General features: G+C 45.7%; 13 protein-coding genes. 7 read left to right on the top strand and 6 right to left on the bottom strand.

Going from position 1 to position 16391, the window contains the following annotated elements:
- The first annotated feature begins 30 nt into the window (after window positions 1–30).
- From LCL96_RS21190 to LCL96_RS21175, 4 genes are all read left to right on the top strand, one after another.
- Window positions 31–603 carry a TetR/AcrR family transcriptional regulator gene (locus LCL96_RS21190; RefSeq protein ID WP_224945024.1) on the top strand — a complete coding sequence of 191 codons (573 nt, stop codon included), beginning with the start codon at window positions 31–33 and terminating at the stop codon, window positions 601–603.
- Window positions 604–675: 72 nt separating this feature from the next.
- Window positions 676–3654: a YhgE/Pip domain-containing protein gene (locus LCL96_RS21185; protein ID WP_224945022.1), complete on the top strand. Its 2979-nt coding sequence runs from the start codon at window positions 676–678 to the stop codon at window positions 3652–3654.
- Between the two features lie 95 nt (window positions 3655–3749).
- Window positions 3750–3968 (top strand): DUF1659 domain-containing protein, encoded by a 219-nt coding sequence (locus LCL96_RS21180; RefSeq protein WP_224945020.1) that lies wholly within the window; start codon window positions 3750–3752, stop codon window positions 3966–3968.
- A 36-nt stretch (window positions 3969–4004) separates the two neighbouring features.
- On the top strand, window positions 4005–4223 hold the full coding sequence (locus LCL96_RS21175; protein WP_224945019.1) for a DUF2922 domain-containing protein: 219 nt from the start codon (window positions 4005–4007) through the stop codon (window positions 4221–4223).
- Between the two features lie 84 nt (window positions 4224–4307).
- Here LCL96_RS21175 and LCL96_RS21170 read toward each other — a convergent pair whose 3' ends face one another.
- From LCL96_RS21170 to LCL96_RS21155, 4 genes are read right to left on the bottom strand one after another with little or no spacing between them, the layout of a single operon-like run.
- Window positions 4308–4613: a PTS sugar transporter subunit IIB gene (locus LCL96_RS21170; protein ID WP_224945017.1), complete on the bottom strand. Its 306-nt coding sequence runs from the start codon at window positions 4611–4613 to the stop codon at window positions 4308–4310.
- Between the two features lie 12 nt (window positions 4614–4625).
- Entirely contained in the window at window positions 4626–4934 is a 309-nt protein-coding gene (locus LCL96_RS21165; RefSeq protein ID WP_224945015.1) for a PTS lactose/cellobiose transporter subunit IIA, read from the bottom strand.
- Window positions 4931–6223 (bottom strand): PTS cellobiose transporter subunit IIC, encoded by a 1293-nt coding sequence (celB, locus tag LCL96_RS21160; RefSeq protein ID WP_224945013.1) that lies wholly within the window; start codon window positions 6221–6223, stop codon window positions 4931–4933. Before celB ends, LCL96_RS21165 begins: the two co-directional genes overlap by 4 nt.
- Window positions 6224–6246: 23 nt before the next feature.
- A complete protein-coding gene (locus tag LCL96_RS21155; protein WP_224945011.1) occupies window positions 6247–7554 on the bottom strand; it encodes a 6-phospho-beta-glucosidase in 1308 nt (435 codons plus the stop codon).
- A 222-nt stretch (window positions 7555–7776) separates the two neighbouring features.
- On the opposite strand from LCL96_RS21155, the gene LCL96_RS21150 reads away from it, so the two are divergent.
- Both LCL96_RS21150 and chbG read left to right on the top strand, forming a co-directional pair.
- A complete protein-coding gene (locus LCL96_RS21150) occupies window positions 7777–8502 on the top strand; it encodes a GntR family transcriptional regulator (RefSeq protein ID WP_224945009.1) in 726 nt (241 codons plus the stop codon).
- A gap of 21 nt (window positions 8503–8523) precedes the next feature.
- Window positions 8524–9213 (top strand): chitin disaccharide deacetylase, encoded by a 690-nt coding sequence (chbG, locus tag LCL96_RS21145; RefSeq protein WP_224945008.1) that lies wholly within the window; start codon window positions 8524–8526, stop codon window positions 9211–9213.
- A gap of 43 nt (window positions 9214–9256) precedes the next feature.
- Here chbG and LCL96_RS21140 read toward each other — a convergent pair whose 3' ends face one another.
- Together LCL96_RS21140 and bglX are read right to left on the bottom strand one after the other, a co-directional pair.
- On the bottom strand, window positions 9257–12589 hold the full coding sequence (locus LCL96_RS21140; RefSeq protein ID WP_224945006.1) for a GH36-type glycosyl hydrolase domain-containing protein: 3333 nt from the start codon (window positions 12587–12589) through the stop codon (window positions 9257–9259).
- A gap of 19 nt (window positions 12590–12608) precedes the next feature.
- Entirely contained in the window at window positions 12609–14768 is a 2160-nt protein-coding gene (gene bglX, locus LCL96_RS21135; RefSeq protein ID WP_224945004.1) for a beta-glucosidase BglX, read from the bottom strand.
- Window positions 14769–15145: 377 nt separating this feature from the next.
- On the opposite strand from bglX, the gene LCL96_RS21130 reads away from it, so the two are divergent.
- Entirely contained in the window at window positions 15146–16378 is a 1233-nt protein-coding gene (locus LCL96_RS21130) for a sugar ABC transporter substrate-binding protein (protein ID WP_224945002.1), read from the top strand.
- The last annotated feature ends 13 nt before the right edge of the window (window positions 16379–16391 follow it).

The raw sequence follows: 16391 nt of genomic DNA, 5'->3' as shown, positions 1-16391 counted from the left end.
CTGATTTGGTCAGGGGGTTTGAAATCGAGGATGTCTATTGATCGAAGAGAATTGATTGTGGAAGCGGCGACGAAGTCTTTTTCGCTGTTTGGATATAAGGCGACGACGATGGATCAAGTAGCGAAGCTTGCAAATGTCGGGAAAGGAACAATTTACACGTTCTTTAAAAACAAAGATGAATTATTTGAGGAAATCGTTTATACAATGGTAAGGGAAATGAAATCGTCAGCAGATCTTGCTATTCATCCTGACAACAGCTTTTATGAAAATGTCCACCAGGCATTGACTACGCTGCTTGAGTACCGGACAGATCATCAATTGATGCTGAAGCTTATCGAGGAAGAAAAGCAAATCGGTACCCGTGCCGTACAGGAAATGCTTCATCATATTGAGAATGAATTGATAGCGTATGTGAAAAGCAAGATTGATCGGGCTATGGAGAGTGGGCAGATCAAGCCGTGCGATACGGAAATCGTTTCATTTATCTTGTTGAAGGTTTACATTTCACTTGTATCTGATTGGGAACGGAATCATCCACCCCTATCGTCTGGAAAAATCGCCGCAATCATGGAGGATTATTTACTGAAAGGATTATCCACGTAAATGGTCCTTCCTTTTTTTAGAGTCCTATGACCAAATGGTGAAAATAGTCATATATTCGAAAGGATTGATAAAATGAAAGGATTGCATTCACTCAAGGGTGAATTTCGTAACATTTTCACGAATAAGACCCTGCTGATTGCCGTCTTAGCCGTATTGTTTATCCCTGTGTTATACAGCGGTACGTTTCTTTGGGCATTCTGGGATCCGTACGGACAGGTGGATCAGCTCCCTGTCGCCGTCGTCAACAATGATAAGGGTGCCGATTTCAACGGTGAAGAACTAACAATTGGAAAAGACTTTGTAGAAGACCTGAAAGAAAACGACACATTCGATTGGAGATTCGTAGATGAGGAGAAAGCCGATAAGGGTCTTGAGAACCGGGATTATTATTTGAAAATCGAAATCCCGGAAAACTTCTCGGAAAACGCGACTACCCTCGAGGATGTTCATCCTGAGAAATTGGAATTGGTCTATACGGCCAATCAAGGTTCAAACTATCTTTCTTCTAAAATAGGAGACTCCGCGATTGAGAAAATTAAGGAAGAGGTATCGGGAGCGGTTACCAAAACCTATGCCGAATCGATGTTCGATAAAATCAAGGAGGTCGGGGACGGACTGAATGAAGCCAGTGATGGAGCCGGAGAGCTGAATGATAAGCTTGGCGATGCCACCTCAGGTTCAGCTGACATTCATGACGGAATCGATTCTGCTCATGAAGGCGCAAATAAGCTTTCCGACGGGCTTGGTGATGCCGAATCGGGTGCAAATAAGCTTTCCGACGGTCTTGGCGATGCCGAATCGGGTGCAAATAGGCTTTCCGACGGTCTTGGCGATGCCGAATCGGGTGCAAATAAGCTTTCCGACGGTCTTGACGATGCCGAATTGGGTGCAAATAAACTTTATGACGGCGTCGGATCTGTTGCAACGGGTGCAAATAAGCTTGAAAATGGAGTCAATTCAGCCCAGAGCGGAGCAGGTGCACTGAAAGAAAATATCGGGAAAGCTCAAAGCGGCGCAAAAGACCTGAACGGTGGGATTAATAGCGTGAATGATGGGGCTCAAACGCTAAATGAAAAGCTTCAGGAGCTCTCAGGGAAGTCTCTTTCCTTTTCCACAGGTGTCGATCGAGCATATACAGGCTCTAAAAAGGTAACAGATGGCCTTCAATCCTTTGATGCAGCCCTCATGCAAATGACAGAAGGAAATCAGAAGCTCCTGGACGGGGCGAAGGAATCGCAAAAAGGCTCCAAGGATCTTGCGGGTGGTCTTCATCAGTCATTAGAAGGTTTAGATGAGATGAATGATAACTTGCCTGTCTTGGCAGAAGGTTCACAGAAGGTCGCAGATGGAGCCGCATTGTTATCTGGCAAAGTAACTGATTTCAAAAATGGTGCAAGCGAGACGAAAGCAGGATCAGACCAGGTCAGTCAAGGCTTGCAGGAAGCAACGGCAAATGTCGATGCACTGATCGAACAGGAGCAGGATCCTGCTCAAAAGCAACGCTTGCAAGAATTAAAATCATCTCTTGGTGAATTGACTGGCGGAAGTCAGAGGGTAAGTGGAGGATTGCAACAGCTTTCTGACAATGCAACTCTGCTCCAGTCCAAATCGGAAGAACTCTCATCGAGTGCGAAAGAAGTATCTGATGGCCAGTCTAAGATTTTAAACGGATTCGGTCAAATCACAGAAGGTCAACAACAACTGGCAGACGGAGCGGATCGACTGGCTGATGGGCATAATCAACTCGTTACCGGTCTATCACAATTTGGAGGAAAACTAACTGAAGCCCAAAAAGGAATTCAGCAACTTGAAAACGGAAGCGCCGACTTAACAACAGGCCTAGGAAAACTCGACTCTGGAACCGATGCCCTTCAAAAAGGATCTGAAAAACTGGCAAAAGGTTCGTCGGAGTTAGCCGATGGAACAAGCCGCTTATCAACGGGTTCTGATCAACTGGTCAACGGCCTTGGCGGTCTGTATGCAGGATCTGATAAACTGTACAACGGACTTGGAGAGCTTTCGGGTGGATCGAATGATCTAACGGAAGGACTGGGGATGTTCTCTTCCAAATTCAAGGATCTTATGAGTGGACTGGGAGAATTGAGGAACGGATCGATGGATCTTTCCTCGGGCCTCGGAAAACTTTCAGGTGGTTCAACCGATCTGACAGTTGGTCTGAATAAACTTTCAGCCGGTTCAACTGACCTGACAGCTGGTCTGAATAAACTTTCAGGTGGTTCAACCGATCTGACAGCTGGTCTGAATAAACTATCAGACGGGTCAACCGACCTGACAGATGGTCTAAATAAACTAACAGATGGATCATCCGAGCTGAAAGATAAGCTTGCAGATGGTGCTAAGGATTCGAATGACGTCAACGCCAATGACGACATTTATGACATGTTCGCAAAACCAGTCACCCTAACCGACAAGCCGATTCATGATGTACCGAACTATGGAACGGGCTTCACTCCATACTTCCTGTCACTCAGCTTGTTTGTCGGAGCGCTCGTGATTTCGATCATCTTCCCAATGAGGGAACCGGCTGTCACTCCGCGAAGCGGATTCGGATGGTTTATAGGGAAGTTTGGGGTCCTGATGTTTGCAGGGCTGTTCCAGGCTCTTCTTGCGGATTCCATCCTATTATTTGGACTCGACCTTGAAGTGACGAGTATTCCGCTCTTTATCATGATGAGCATCCTGGCGAGCTGGACGTTCTTATCGATCGTCCAATTCCTTGTGACATCCCTAGATAATCCAGGCAGGTTCCTTGGGATTCTTATCTTAATTTTACAATTGACGAGCAGTGCAGGAACTTACCCAATTGAATTGGTCCCTGAATTCCTGCAGCACTTCTCGAACTTTTTACCGATGACGTATACGATATCTGCTTTCAGGGCCATTATCTCCACAGGGGATTATGCGTTCATGTGGCATAATGTGATGTTCACCCTGATCTTCTTATTTGTGGCAACAGGAGGAACCATCCTTTATCTCACATTCAGATTTCGTATTCTTCGCAGGAAGCATTACAGAGAAATAGAAGCATAATGGAAAACCGGAGATTTTGTTCTCCGGTTTTTTTCGTTCGAGGTGCCCTTTCTTCTTTCAAGTCCCTATATAAAGGGTGAAAGGAGGTGAGGCACATGGCAACAGCGGATCTGAAATCGACGAGAATTCGTTTGGCTTACAATGATGGCCAGGACGAGAAAGGGAAACCTACATTCGCGTACAAATCGTACAGCTACATCAATGCCCTTGCTTCGGCAGATGACATGAACAGCGCAGCTTTATCCATCGCCAGTCTGTCATCCAAAGCGCTTTTCAACGTTGAGAAGCTGCAGAACTTCGACATTAACGAGTAAGCCCAGGTGAAATTTTTCGGAAAGGAGGAATAACTTATGGCGAAAGTATTGGAACTTGAATTCAAAACGGAAGCGGGGAAGTCAGCGAAATTATCCATCAATGACCCCATTGAGCCGATTGACACAGTGGCCGTGAAAGCGGCGATGGACAATCTGGTTGCAACCAATGTATTTGGAAGTGCGACGGGTGCGTTTGTCAGTGTGGAAGGAGCCCGTGTGGTGGAGCGTAATGTGACGGATTATGATGTGATGTAATGAAGTAGAAGTGTCCTCTCTTAATGGGGACACTTTTTTCGTAAGAAAAGAGTAACCCCTAAAAGGGCTACTCTCTATGAAGCTTTATTTCTCCAACAATCCCTCAGCCTGCTCCAACACCTTCGCACCATTCATCATTCCATAGTGCATCCCGTCGATGACATCGACTTTAATATGATGGGGTGCAGCTTTTTCGGTGATTTTAGAAGATAGATAGCGGACTTGAGGTCCGATCAGGATCACGTCCAGTTTATCTAAATGATTGCTTAGGTCAGCTTCGGAAGTGGCATTGATTGTGGCCTCGAGGCCTTTTTCTTCTGCCGCTTTACGCATTTTCTGCACCAGCATACTTGTTGACATTCCTGCTGAACAGACCAGCATGATATTCATATAAAACACTCCTTAACGGGATTGATGGATTTCAATGATTTCCTGAGCGAGTTCTTTGACGGTGATAGCGTTCATTAGATGATCCTGTGCGTGAATCAATAGAATCGTAGGGTTCTCTCCAGCACCACTCGCTTCTTTTTGAAGTAATTGAGTTTGATAGTGATGGGCCTGATGGACTTCTTTCGCTGCCTCGGCCATCTTTTCCTCTGCCGTTTCGAATTGTTTATTCTTAGCGGCTTGCAGGGCCTCCATGGCAGAAGAGCGGGCGTTGCCAGCATGCAAAATGATATGAAATGAGATTTCTTCCAACGTTAAAGTCATGCGATTTTATCACTCGTTTCATTGTTTTTCTTCAATTGAGCACGTTCAGATGCGAGCAGGAATGGAATGTACATGAGTGTTGCGATGGTCAGATTCACAAGTTGAAGGGCAATTCCCGTCCAGGATCCCCCTGTCACCAGGTATCCACTGATGATCGGCGGTGTCGTCCAAGGAACGATCGCCACGGTTTTAGGTACGATCCCCAGGCTTAAAGCCAGATAAGACGTAACCGTCAGGACAACAGGCGCCAGTAAAAATGGAATGAACATCAGCGGGTTCAACACGATCGGTAATCCAAAGATGACCGGTTCGTTAATATTGAAAATTCCAGGTGCGGCTGACAGTTTTCCGACAGTACGGTAATGTTTTGTTTTCACCACAAGGAAGATGGCGATGATCAGGGCGATGGTCGTACCGGAACCACCCATGTACACATACGCGTCAAAGAAAGGCTTGGTGACGATGTACGGAACGTCGAAAGCACTTGTGCCTGCTGCGAACAGCTGCTGATTTTTTTCGATTAAAGGTAGGTAGATCGGTTCTATGATCGGACCTAAAATGTTCGTGCCGTGTAACCCGAAGAACCATAAGAAATGATTTAAGAAAGCAACAACAATGGCGGATGGCAGTGAGTTCGATACGGCTTGCAATGGTTCCTGGATTAACGTAAATACAATTTCAAATATGCTTTTCTCTGCAAAAGAAGTTAAGAGAGCTTGAATAAGACCAACAAGAATCAAGATAATCGTGGCTGGAATCAGCGCTTTGAAAGACTTTACAACACCTTCCGGCACCCCGTCCGGCATACTGATCGTAAACTTCGAGCGAATCAACACTTTGAATAATTCCGTTACAAGGAGGGACGTAATGACGGCGACGAATATCCCTTGTGCTCCGGTCCAGGCGTAGGAAATGCCCCAATCTTCTGTTACCGGCGTGAGGATGATAAGGGAAGCGATCGACACTAATGCCGCTGACAGCCCATCGATATCATAGGATTTCGCTAAGTGATAACTGATGGATGCGGCGACAAGCAATCCAAGAATCGCAAAGGAACCATTCCACATATTTCCGCCGACGGATTTCCAGCTTTCACCGAATACAGACACCATGAAATTTTGAAAGGCATCAATCGGCAGGTTATTCAATAACACGGCCAGGGATCCGACGATAATCAACGGCATAATCGAAACGAATCCATCTCGGATGGCGACCAGATGCCTTTGTGAGCCGATCCGACCTGCAACAGGCATAAACTTACTTTCCATAAACCCCATTACTTTACTCATTTTTCTTTCCCCCATTTGCTAGATTAATTGAATTGCGGCAGAAACTCTTTGTGAGCTTCCAATAATTCATCGACCAGCTGTCTTGCTACCCCTTCGTTCTGTACTAATGGATTCATCACCATGGCCTGATAGAGATGAGTGTACTCCCCGGACCTGGCAGCTCGGATGACGAGTTCCTCGAACGCTTTCATCTGCAGGATGATTCCTTTGACAGATGGAGGAAGCGGTCCGACCGTCAGCGGTTGAGGTCCGTCCCTCGTAATGACGGCGTTCACTTCTATGACGGCGTCGTGTGGAAGGTCCGGGATGGATCCGTTGTTCAGCGTGTTGACGGTCTGGATGTCCCCCCTGTTGTTGTAGATGCTTTCCATCAGGCTGCAGGCAGCGTCACTGTAATAGGCACCTCCCCGATTTTCCAATTCTTTTGGTTTTTCGTTCAACTCTTCTTTCCTATATTGTATGAAAAGTTCTTTTTCAACTTTTCGAACAACCTCTGCCCGTGTACCATTTTCTTCGAAGGCTTGAAGATCCTTCACCAATACAGTGTCCCTTTGGAAGTAATATTGGTGATAAGGATTCGGAAGCATCCCCAGTGCCTGTAAAAATTCCTTTGACCATCCCAGTGAGACGATATTGGCTGGTGAATAGTCTACTTTTTGATGGATCAACTTATCGAGGACAAGGTCCGTCATATCTTCACCCTTGATCCAAACCCTTTTTCCAAACACAAAATGGTTCATCCCTACAAATTCAATTTGTACTTCCTCTGCCTTACAATTCATCATCTCGGCTACGCTGTTCTTCATGTTGAAAGGGATATTGCATACCCCGATCACTTTCCTATGAGGACTGTATTTCAGCAATGCTTCCGTGACGATGCCTGCCGGGTTGGTAAAATTAATGAGCCATGCGTCAGGACAAATATTCTGGATGTCATGACAAATGTCCATCAGGACCGGTATGGTACGGAGAGCTTTGAAAATCCCGCCAGCCCCGTTGGTTTCCTGCCCGATGACTCCGTGACTCAAGGGGATTCGTTCATCTTTCTCCCTGGCGGAGAGACCGCCCACCCTGATTTGTGTCGTGACAAAGTCAGCACCGATCAGGGCTTCCTTCCGGTCGATCGTCCATTCCAACTCAATAGGAACACCAGCTTTCTTGATCATGCGACGAGCAAATTGCCCAACGATTTCAAGCTTTTCTTTTCCCGCATCGATGTCAACCAGCGTAATCGTCGACACCGGAAAATGGCGGTGTCTCTTGATGAATCCTTCGATGATTTCGGGTGTATAGCTTGATCCGCCTCCGATTATGACAACCTTTAATGACATTCTGTCAATCTCCTTTCACGATGAAAGCGATTTCTATTTTTTATAATGTATCATACAAATTTTCGCTAGTCTATATATTGTAATAACAAATTATGAAAATATGTGTCTTTTAGATTTATTTGTAATAACGTATTAGTTTTGTGATAAGATGAAGTATGGATAGAGAAATGAACGTGAATGTGTTATAACAAATGTAGGAAGAAAGTGGAAGGGAGAAACAAAATGAAAGACATACAAGAACCAAAGGCCCTGCATTCACATGTGAAGGAAAAAATCATTGAGATGATTAAAAATAAAGAGTACGAACCGAATAGTAAACTGCCCACAGAAGCCGAGTTTTGTGACACGTTTAATGTCAGCCGGACAACAATCCGGACAGCTCTCCAGCAGCTGACCCTTGAAGGCTATGTCTACCGGGAACAAGGAAGGGGAACCTTTGTAGCCGAAGAGAAGGTCAGTCAGATCCTCTCCTCGACGATCGACAATTATACGGAACAATTACGTTTACAAGGGAAAAAGCCGAAGATCAAGGTTCTCAGCCTGAATGTGATCCCGGCAGAATCCGCAGTGGAAAAAGCACTCGAGCTGAAGAATGGAGATCCCGTTAATCGGTTGGAAAGGATTCGTTATTCGGACGGCTTACCCCTGCAGTATGAGGTTGCGTACCTGCCTTGGTACAAGACACCTGGTCTCGACAAAGACGAGTGTGAAAAATCTCTCTACAAACTTCTTGAGACGCAGTTTGAATTGGAAATCAAAAAAACAGTGGAATCAATCGAGTTGTTTTTAGCTGATGAACGAGTCTCTGAGAAGCTTGAAGTACCAGAAGGAACGCCTTGCTTCATGATTGAAACCACCGCTTTTCTTGAGGATGGATCGGTCATCGAATTTTCCAAGGCGGTCTTTAGAGGAGATAAAGCCAGTTTTCTTGTAGAACGAACCTATTAGAGAAAAAGGGGATGGGGGATTATGAGAAATGTGATCATCAACGCAGATGATTTTGGTTTATGCCGGGGGGTGAATTACGGGATCTTGGACAGTCACCGGTTTGGCATTGTCAACTCTACGACGATGCTCGTCAATATGCCGGGAACAGAGCATGCGGTGGAACTGGCGCGGATTCATCCGGAATTACAGGTAGGTATCCACCTATCGTTGACATGTGGCAGGCCGGTTTCAGGAGGCGTTCCTTCGCTAGTGAATGAGAAGGGGTATTTTCGATATACGAGCAGAATTTTCGAAGAGAAAGAAATCAATGTGAATGAGGTTGAAATGGAATGGGAAACGCAGATTGATCGATTTTTATCCTTCGGTTTGCCCCTTTCCCATATTGACAGTCATCATCATGTACATAGCTTCCGCCCCTTGATCCCAATAGTGAAAAGGCTGTCGGAGCGGTATGGGGTGCCTGTCCGGAATGTGTTTGAAGAAGATGTAGAAGGAATAAATCTACTGACCGATCAGTTTTCCATGGATTTTTACGGGGAGGGTGTGTCGGTTGAAGGATTAAAAGGAATCTTGAAGAGTAGGCGTGCCGGAGAGACGCTTGAGATTATGTGTCATCCTGCTTATATTGATTCCTTTTTGAAGGAGAATTCTTCTTATTGTGAGGAACGGTTGAGAGAGTTGGATGTGTTGATGAATGTGAATTTGTTATAACAAATAGTAAGAGTGAGGGGGAATCCCCTCACTCTTTTTGTGACTAGATGAATATCTCAATCGTATTTGATTCCTCGTGAAGCATTTTTTCCATTTCCTGCTGTTTCACTTTAACCCCGCCTTGACGATAACGGTTGGTCAATGGTTCACCTTGTACCTCCTGCCCGTTCACCACGACCCGTTTTGAATCAGGCTGCCCAAGGTGATAGACAAACGTGACAGGCCGGTTCATCATCTGAAAGTCCATCTTCAATCCGTCGAGGTTGTCCGGAAGTACCGGGTCGATGATCAGATTTTCCCCTTCCTGACGAATGCCCAGGCAGTTTGAAATCAATTGATTCATATAGATTCCCGGTCCGCTGGAGTAAATTCTCCATCCGCCTTTCACGGGCACGCTTCCGTCACGCAGTTCGTTGAAACGTTCCTGTGCTTCGTAGCGGGTATTGAATTTGCCGTCGGAGCTGCTGAAATAGGCATTGCTTTGTCTTCTTTCGGCGTTTGGCACGACGTCTTTTAGACCAATCGGATTGATGATTTGCAGCCCGTTCCAAACTTCATCGGTTTTCCCCAGCTTTGCCATCGCTTCCACATACCGAATGTGAGCATGGACGTATTGAAGTCCGATTTCACGACCGAAATTCGAAGCCTGTTCGGCCCGTTTGAAATGGGTGCTTACACCGCCTTCGTATTTGGCCGGGCGGTTCATCAAGCGCACGCCGTCTGGACAGTACAGATGCTCCTTCACCAACTGATAATGAGAGTCAGCTTGTTCCGGTGTGAATAACTCGGAAATGATGCTTCGGTTCATTGGCAGCAGACGGTAATGAATACCGGTCTTTGTATCGCTAGGATGAACCATGAACTCTGGGTTCCCCGGCTCTTCCATATATACAAATCCAGGAATGACGTCATCCTTCAGGATATACGTATTGAAATCCTCCTGTATTCCCCGTGCCAATGCACTGATTTCCTGTGCTTCCTGATCGAATGCTCCCTCAAGGACCGTTCCCAGCTTCACAAGCACCTGATACGTAAGGGCGACGGTCCAGCTGCTTGCCATGTATTTCTTCAACTGAGCGTTGGCAGGCTGCAGGGTGTCATCCCAGTCTCCATCCCCATAAGAAGAGAGGAAGGTGTCATGGAGGAAGTTCTCCTTGATGTAGGAGATTTCTTTTTGAATATGATGAAGCAACGTTTCCTTTTCCTCTGTAAAACCAAATCCATCCCGTTCTGTGTAAGGGATTTTCTCATGCAGAATGTCATGATCGTTCGTCGCCGCGATGTAGTCGCCCACGACTTTCAACGGCCAGACGATGATATCCCCGTGACTATCATCCTGTTGGAACTTGTAGTACCGGTCAAACATGAACCATTGCGGCCAATTCCCGTCATCTTCATATTGATGGGAGTAGACGGTTTTGATGATTTCTTTAACAGATTGATAGTTTTGGGTGGCCATGAAGTATTCTGTCGGCCCCTGACATACATCACGGGTTCCCCATGCTGCACCGCCGTATTGCTCCAGTCCGTGTGGAACCGAATAATGGACGAGCATATTATGGGTATACCACCAGGCAAGGGCATTCACTTTTTTCAATTCCGTGGGTACATTCTCTCCTAAAGAGAGTTTGAATCCGTTCATAACCTGGTGGTAGTAGGCACGATATGTTTCGATTTCTTCTGATAAGTCCCGTTCCTTCATCGGTTGTTCTTCCCCATGAATCGAACCTTGTATCGTCATCTTCCATTCAGCCGTTTCACTTACATCCATCACGATCAGGGAAGCAGAATCTTTTTCAACATGGTGAGCGATTCTTTCTTCGTTCCCTGTTGCAATGGAGGCTCCATCGACTTGGATTCGATACGTCAATTTCGGGAAAACCTTGCTGCTCTCAGACTGACGATCAGCCGTAATGATTAACCTATTGTCCTCTTGCTCTACGTGGTACCCGACTTCATATTCATTGTTGTTCATTGACACTTGATTCGTCACGAGGTAGCGGTAGTGCTTTTGGTTTTTTGACTCAACATGAAGGCGCACTTCAGGTGAATCGACGACTGTGTAATTCGTGATGATCAGCGTATCATCGGCTGTTTTGTAGTACCATCGGGCGTAGTTGAAGCCGATCTCAAACATTGAAGGCATGGTCAGTAAACGGTACTCACCATCCATTTCAACGTAAATCCGCTGACCGGACGTTTTCATGACGTTCAAATGATTTCGTTGATTGGTCAGCATTTTATTGAAAGACGTGTTGCCGACCACGAGCTGTGAATTGAATAACCCATACATGAATGAAGTCGTCGTGATGGTATCTTCTTTCAGTTGATGATTGTTCCCTGACATCAGGATATGTCCATGGGGTCTTTCAGTCATCAGTTCCTTTTCTTTCAATACGACATGTTCATGGGTATCGGTGAAGAAGGAAAGAAGGGAGTCTCCCTCGCGTTCTTCATTATGTTTGGTTGGAAAATAAGTGCCGATCTCTTCCTCCGTCATCGATAGGGAAGGAAGGGGCTGTCCGATTTCCGGAAGGATCCGTACAGTCTCTTTTGATTCTTGAAAATCCGATTGGCAGTGCACTGCTTCTTCCCAGGCAGCTTGTATTTCTTCCTGGGATTCCAGTGAAGTGATGGCCGTTTCGTGATTTTCTTTGAATACCCCGTAGAAAACAAAGCGCTGTGTCCCGTTAAGTTGCACTTTTTCTGATTGTAGTGCGGAATAAGCGAATTCGTATTGGTAGACTTCGTTTGCCAGGGAGTCCTTTTTTAAGCCTTCGGGTACATTGGTGTCTTTATAGGCTAATCCGAAAAACTGAAATCCATCGGTCGAGTAGCCGATTGTCTTGTTGAGGGAGCCCTGTTGGATGTACGGGAATCCGCTTGATTGCGGCTGATTTTGCCTGGAACAAAGAACGTATCCGTACTCTTCATCCTGGAACACTTTGTGATCGATGTATTGTGACATATAGGCTTCGTTGGAACGGACGGCTCCCGAATCTGCAAGGCCGAGGTCCTGTCCGTAAATGACGTCCACTTCAGCATTCGTCCCATCAAGCGTCACATCCCAGAACCATATGCCTTTTTCTGTTAAGGTAAATGTGACTTCGTATGAAAGATGTTCGAATGTTCCCGTCCATCTGACTTGTGATTCAGAGAATTGAACGGTGCTTGATGATTTCACTCCAATAAGAGGGATAAAGTTGATCCCGGAAGGCTTGTGAACCCGCAAATACAGATTATTGAGTGAGCCGTCGATGGGATTCGTCACTAACTGATTGATCATATTCTGTTTATGTGTGACGGCGAAAAGATCACCGCTTTTTAAAAATTCGAATACAAGCTCTCCTGATGTTAACTGAACATATGATTGCATCGTTTTCCCCTCGATTCTTTTATTTTTCCAACCTAAACGTTTGTTCCATGGTGTCTTGGCTGTTTCTTCCTATAAATACTGTAAACGTCCCTGGATCGCTTTTATATTGAAGGTCTGAATGGTGATACCTTAATTGATTCTCTGATAACGTAAACGTGATGTCTGCCGTTTCGCCCGCATCTAAGCTGATTTTCTGGAAATCCTTCAATTCCTTTACTGGGCGGATCACTTCGCCGCTGTGATCGTGGATATAGAGCTGTACGACTTCTTCGCCTGCCACCGGACCGTCATTTGTAACAGTAATCGATATGTCCAACGTCTGCTCTTCAGTCATCGTTGCACTGGACAGCTTCAAGTCAGAATACGTAAAGGTCGTGTAGCTCAAGCCGAATCCGAATGGAAGCAGGGGTTCGTTCGGGATGTCCAGATATTGTGAGACATATCGTTCCTGTGCATCGGGTGCCCCTTGAGGTCTCCCTGTATTGAAATGGTTGTAATAAACGGGAACCTGACCGACGTGATAAGGGAAGGACATGGTTAACCGGCCGGACGGGTTTACGTCTCCATAAAGTAAATCGGCAACGGCATTTCCGCCCTCAGTGCCTGGATACCACGCTTCAAGTACTGCGTCGGTTTGGTCCAAAACTCCGTGCAAGTCGAGTGGGCGTCCATTAAACAGGACAGCCACCATCGGCTTATTCAATGATTGCAAATAGTTGATGAGCTGTAATTGAGCAGAAGGGAGCTGTATATTCGCTCTGCACCCGGCTTCACCGCTCATGTCGGAGTCTTCACCCAGTGCCAGGAGAATGACATCCGCGTCGCTGGCAGCCTTTAGTGCTTCTTCTGTTTGAGCATCTGTGATACTTTCAATGTCACAGCCTTTGGCGACGGTCAAACGGCTGGTTTTTGAAAGAATTCCTTCCTTCATTGTGACGGCTTCATCCCTAGATCCCAGCCACGACCAAGGTCCCAAAATGTCTCCGCTTTCGGCGAAAGGACCGATCAGCGCTACTTTTTTTTCCTTTTTTAAGGGAAGGATGGATTCGTTTTTCAATAATACGGAGGATTTCGTGGCCAGTTCACGTGCGGCCTTACGGTGTGCCGCGCTCATGATCACTTCAGGTTCAAGCTCCACGTTCGCACCCCGATACGGATTTTCAAACAAGCCCAGCTTTTCTTTTAACTGTAGGATTCGCAATACGGCTTCATCAATGATAGATTCATCCACCATTTTTTCCTCTACAAGCTCTTTTAAATGGTTCACATAGCCAGTGGTCATCATTTCAATATCCACACCAGCACTGATCGCTTTATACGCTGCTTCTTTTTCGTTCTCTGCCACGCCATGGGGAATCATTTCCTTCACAGCTCCCCAATCGGAAATGAGGACGCCATCAAATTCCATTTCTTCCCGCAGCAGCTGTCTCATCAACCGTTTATTCCCTGTAGCCGGAATACCGAAAACGGTGTTGAAAGCGGTCATGACCATTTCGCAGCCTTCTTCGAGGGCGGCTTGATAGGCTGGAAGGTAATTCTCGCGAAGCTCTCTTTCAGACATGTCGACGGTATTATAATCACGTCCGCCTTCTGCTGCCCCGTAAGCGGCAAAGTGCTTCACGCATGCTGCCACCCGTTCCACATCCGTCGTCAATTCTTCCCCTTGAAAGCCACGGACGAACGCACGAGCAAATTCGCTATTCAGATAAGGGTCTTCACCTGTCGATTCCATCACTCTTCCCCAGCGGGGGTCACGGACAAGATCGACCATCGGAGCGAACGTGACATGAACGCCGGAAACGGAAGCTTCCCTTGCTGCAATCTCTGCGCTTTTCTCCGTCAGTTCGAGATCCCATGAACAGCCAATCGCCAGTGGGACCGGGAAGATGGTTTTAAAACCGTGAACGATATCGGACATGAATAGGAGAGGGATGCCCAATCGGTTTTCTTCCATGTGAGTGCGTTGAATATTGATGATTTCCTGTGCTCCGGATGCCCCGAGGACAGACCCGCTGTTTTGGATGGTATCATCGGTGACTCCCATTTCAGCCATCGGTCCGGTGATTTGACCCTGCTCTTTCGCCCCTTTGAAAAAAGGTGTGGCCAACTGCATGAGCTGAGCGATTTTTTCGTCCAATGTCATTTGATTCAATAATGATAGCAGCTTATTCTCCCTCATTGATAGAGCCTCCATAGTTCAAATTTATCAGCATTAGTGAAACGTTTCGATTAACAATTGAGTTGAATTATAAGCGGGTTTCACATGATAGTCAACCCGTCTATTGACATCCAATAACTACCTTTCACCTTCGCATATCAGTGTTTTAGTACTGATATAGAGGATTGGTGTAGGCTTAATTCATTTTCAATTCAGTAATTTCTAAAAAAGAGTTGAAAGCGGATACACGTTTGATTATAATATAGTCATCGAAACGTTTCAATGACTTGGATGACTTTTCATGATAGGATGAACCCTTCTAATCTATGAAGTCTCATTCAATGACGCTTTACCATTTTTACTAGTTTCAAAACCAATGGAAATGGAGATGGGGAAAAATGAGAAAGAAAATGTGGTCTTTACTGCTAATCGGTATTCTCGCTTTATCTACGATTCTTACAGCTTGCGGAGGCAACGGTGGATCGAAGGATGGAAAGAAAGAAATCACCGTTTGGGCGATGGGTGAGGAAGGTAAGAAGTTAAAGGAGATGGCTACAAAGTTTGAAGAAGAAAACAAAGACATCTCAGTGAAAATCCAAGCAATTCCTTGGGGGAATGCACATGATAAATTGCTTACGGCAGTCGCTTCCGGAAATGGCCCGGATGTCCTTCAATTAGGAACGACTTGGGTTCCGGAATTTGCAGATGCAGGGGCGCTGCTCGACTTGACTCCTTACTTGGAAGACTACCCTGAATTCAAACCTGAAAATTACTTCGAAGGGTCTGTCACTTCTATGAAGTATGATGATAAAGTCATCGGGGTCCCTTGGTACATCGATACACGCGTATTATACTATCGTACAGATTTATTGAAGGAAGTCGGATACGACAAGGCTCCTGCTACATGGGATGAACTGAAGGATGCCGCAGGAAAGCTGAATGCTCGTGGTGACGATGTATATGGTCTGGATATCGACCGTAATGACCAGATCACTCCATTCATCTTTGCATGGCAAAATGGTTACGAATTCGAAGGGAAGGACAAAATGAACTTTGATTCTCCTGAATTCAAAGAAGCAATACAGTATTACACGGACTACTTTAAAGAAGGAATCAGTCCTACGACAGAAGGAATCGATATCGTACAAGCATTTAAAGACGGCATGAAGCCAATGTTCTTCAGTGGTCCTTGGATGATCAACATCATCAACGATCAAGCACCTGACTTAAAGGATAAATGGGCAGTAGCCGTGATGCCTAAGAAAGAAACGAACACATCCAGCATGGGTGGATCCAATTTATCTGTCTTCCATAATTCTGAGAATGTGGACGAGTCGCTGAAATTCATTTCGTATATGAATAAAGTGGACACGCAAATGGAATGGCTGGACGTATCAAATACGCTTCCTTCACGTGTTGATGCATGGGAAGAGCCTAAGTTGAAAGAAGATCCGATGCTGTCTGTTTTCGGACAACAATTAGAAGATACGAAAGCATCACCGCAAATCAAAGAATTTGAAGTGATTGCACAGGAGTTCCTTTCTACCATTGAAAAGATTACGGTCGGTGGGGCCGATGTGGACAAAGAGCTTGAGAACTTCAACAAGAAAGCAAATGAAATCGTAGAATAGTAAGCAAGACCAA

This window comes from Rossellomorea aquimaris, from assembly GCF_020172085.1.
Lineage (GTDB): Bacteria > Bacillota > Bacilli > Bacillales > Bacillaceae_B > Rossellomorea > Rossellomorea aquimaris_E.
Note: the sequence above shows the minus strand (reverse complement) of the source record. Positions and strands in the feature narration are given on the sequence as shown.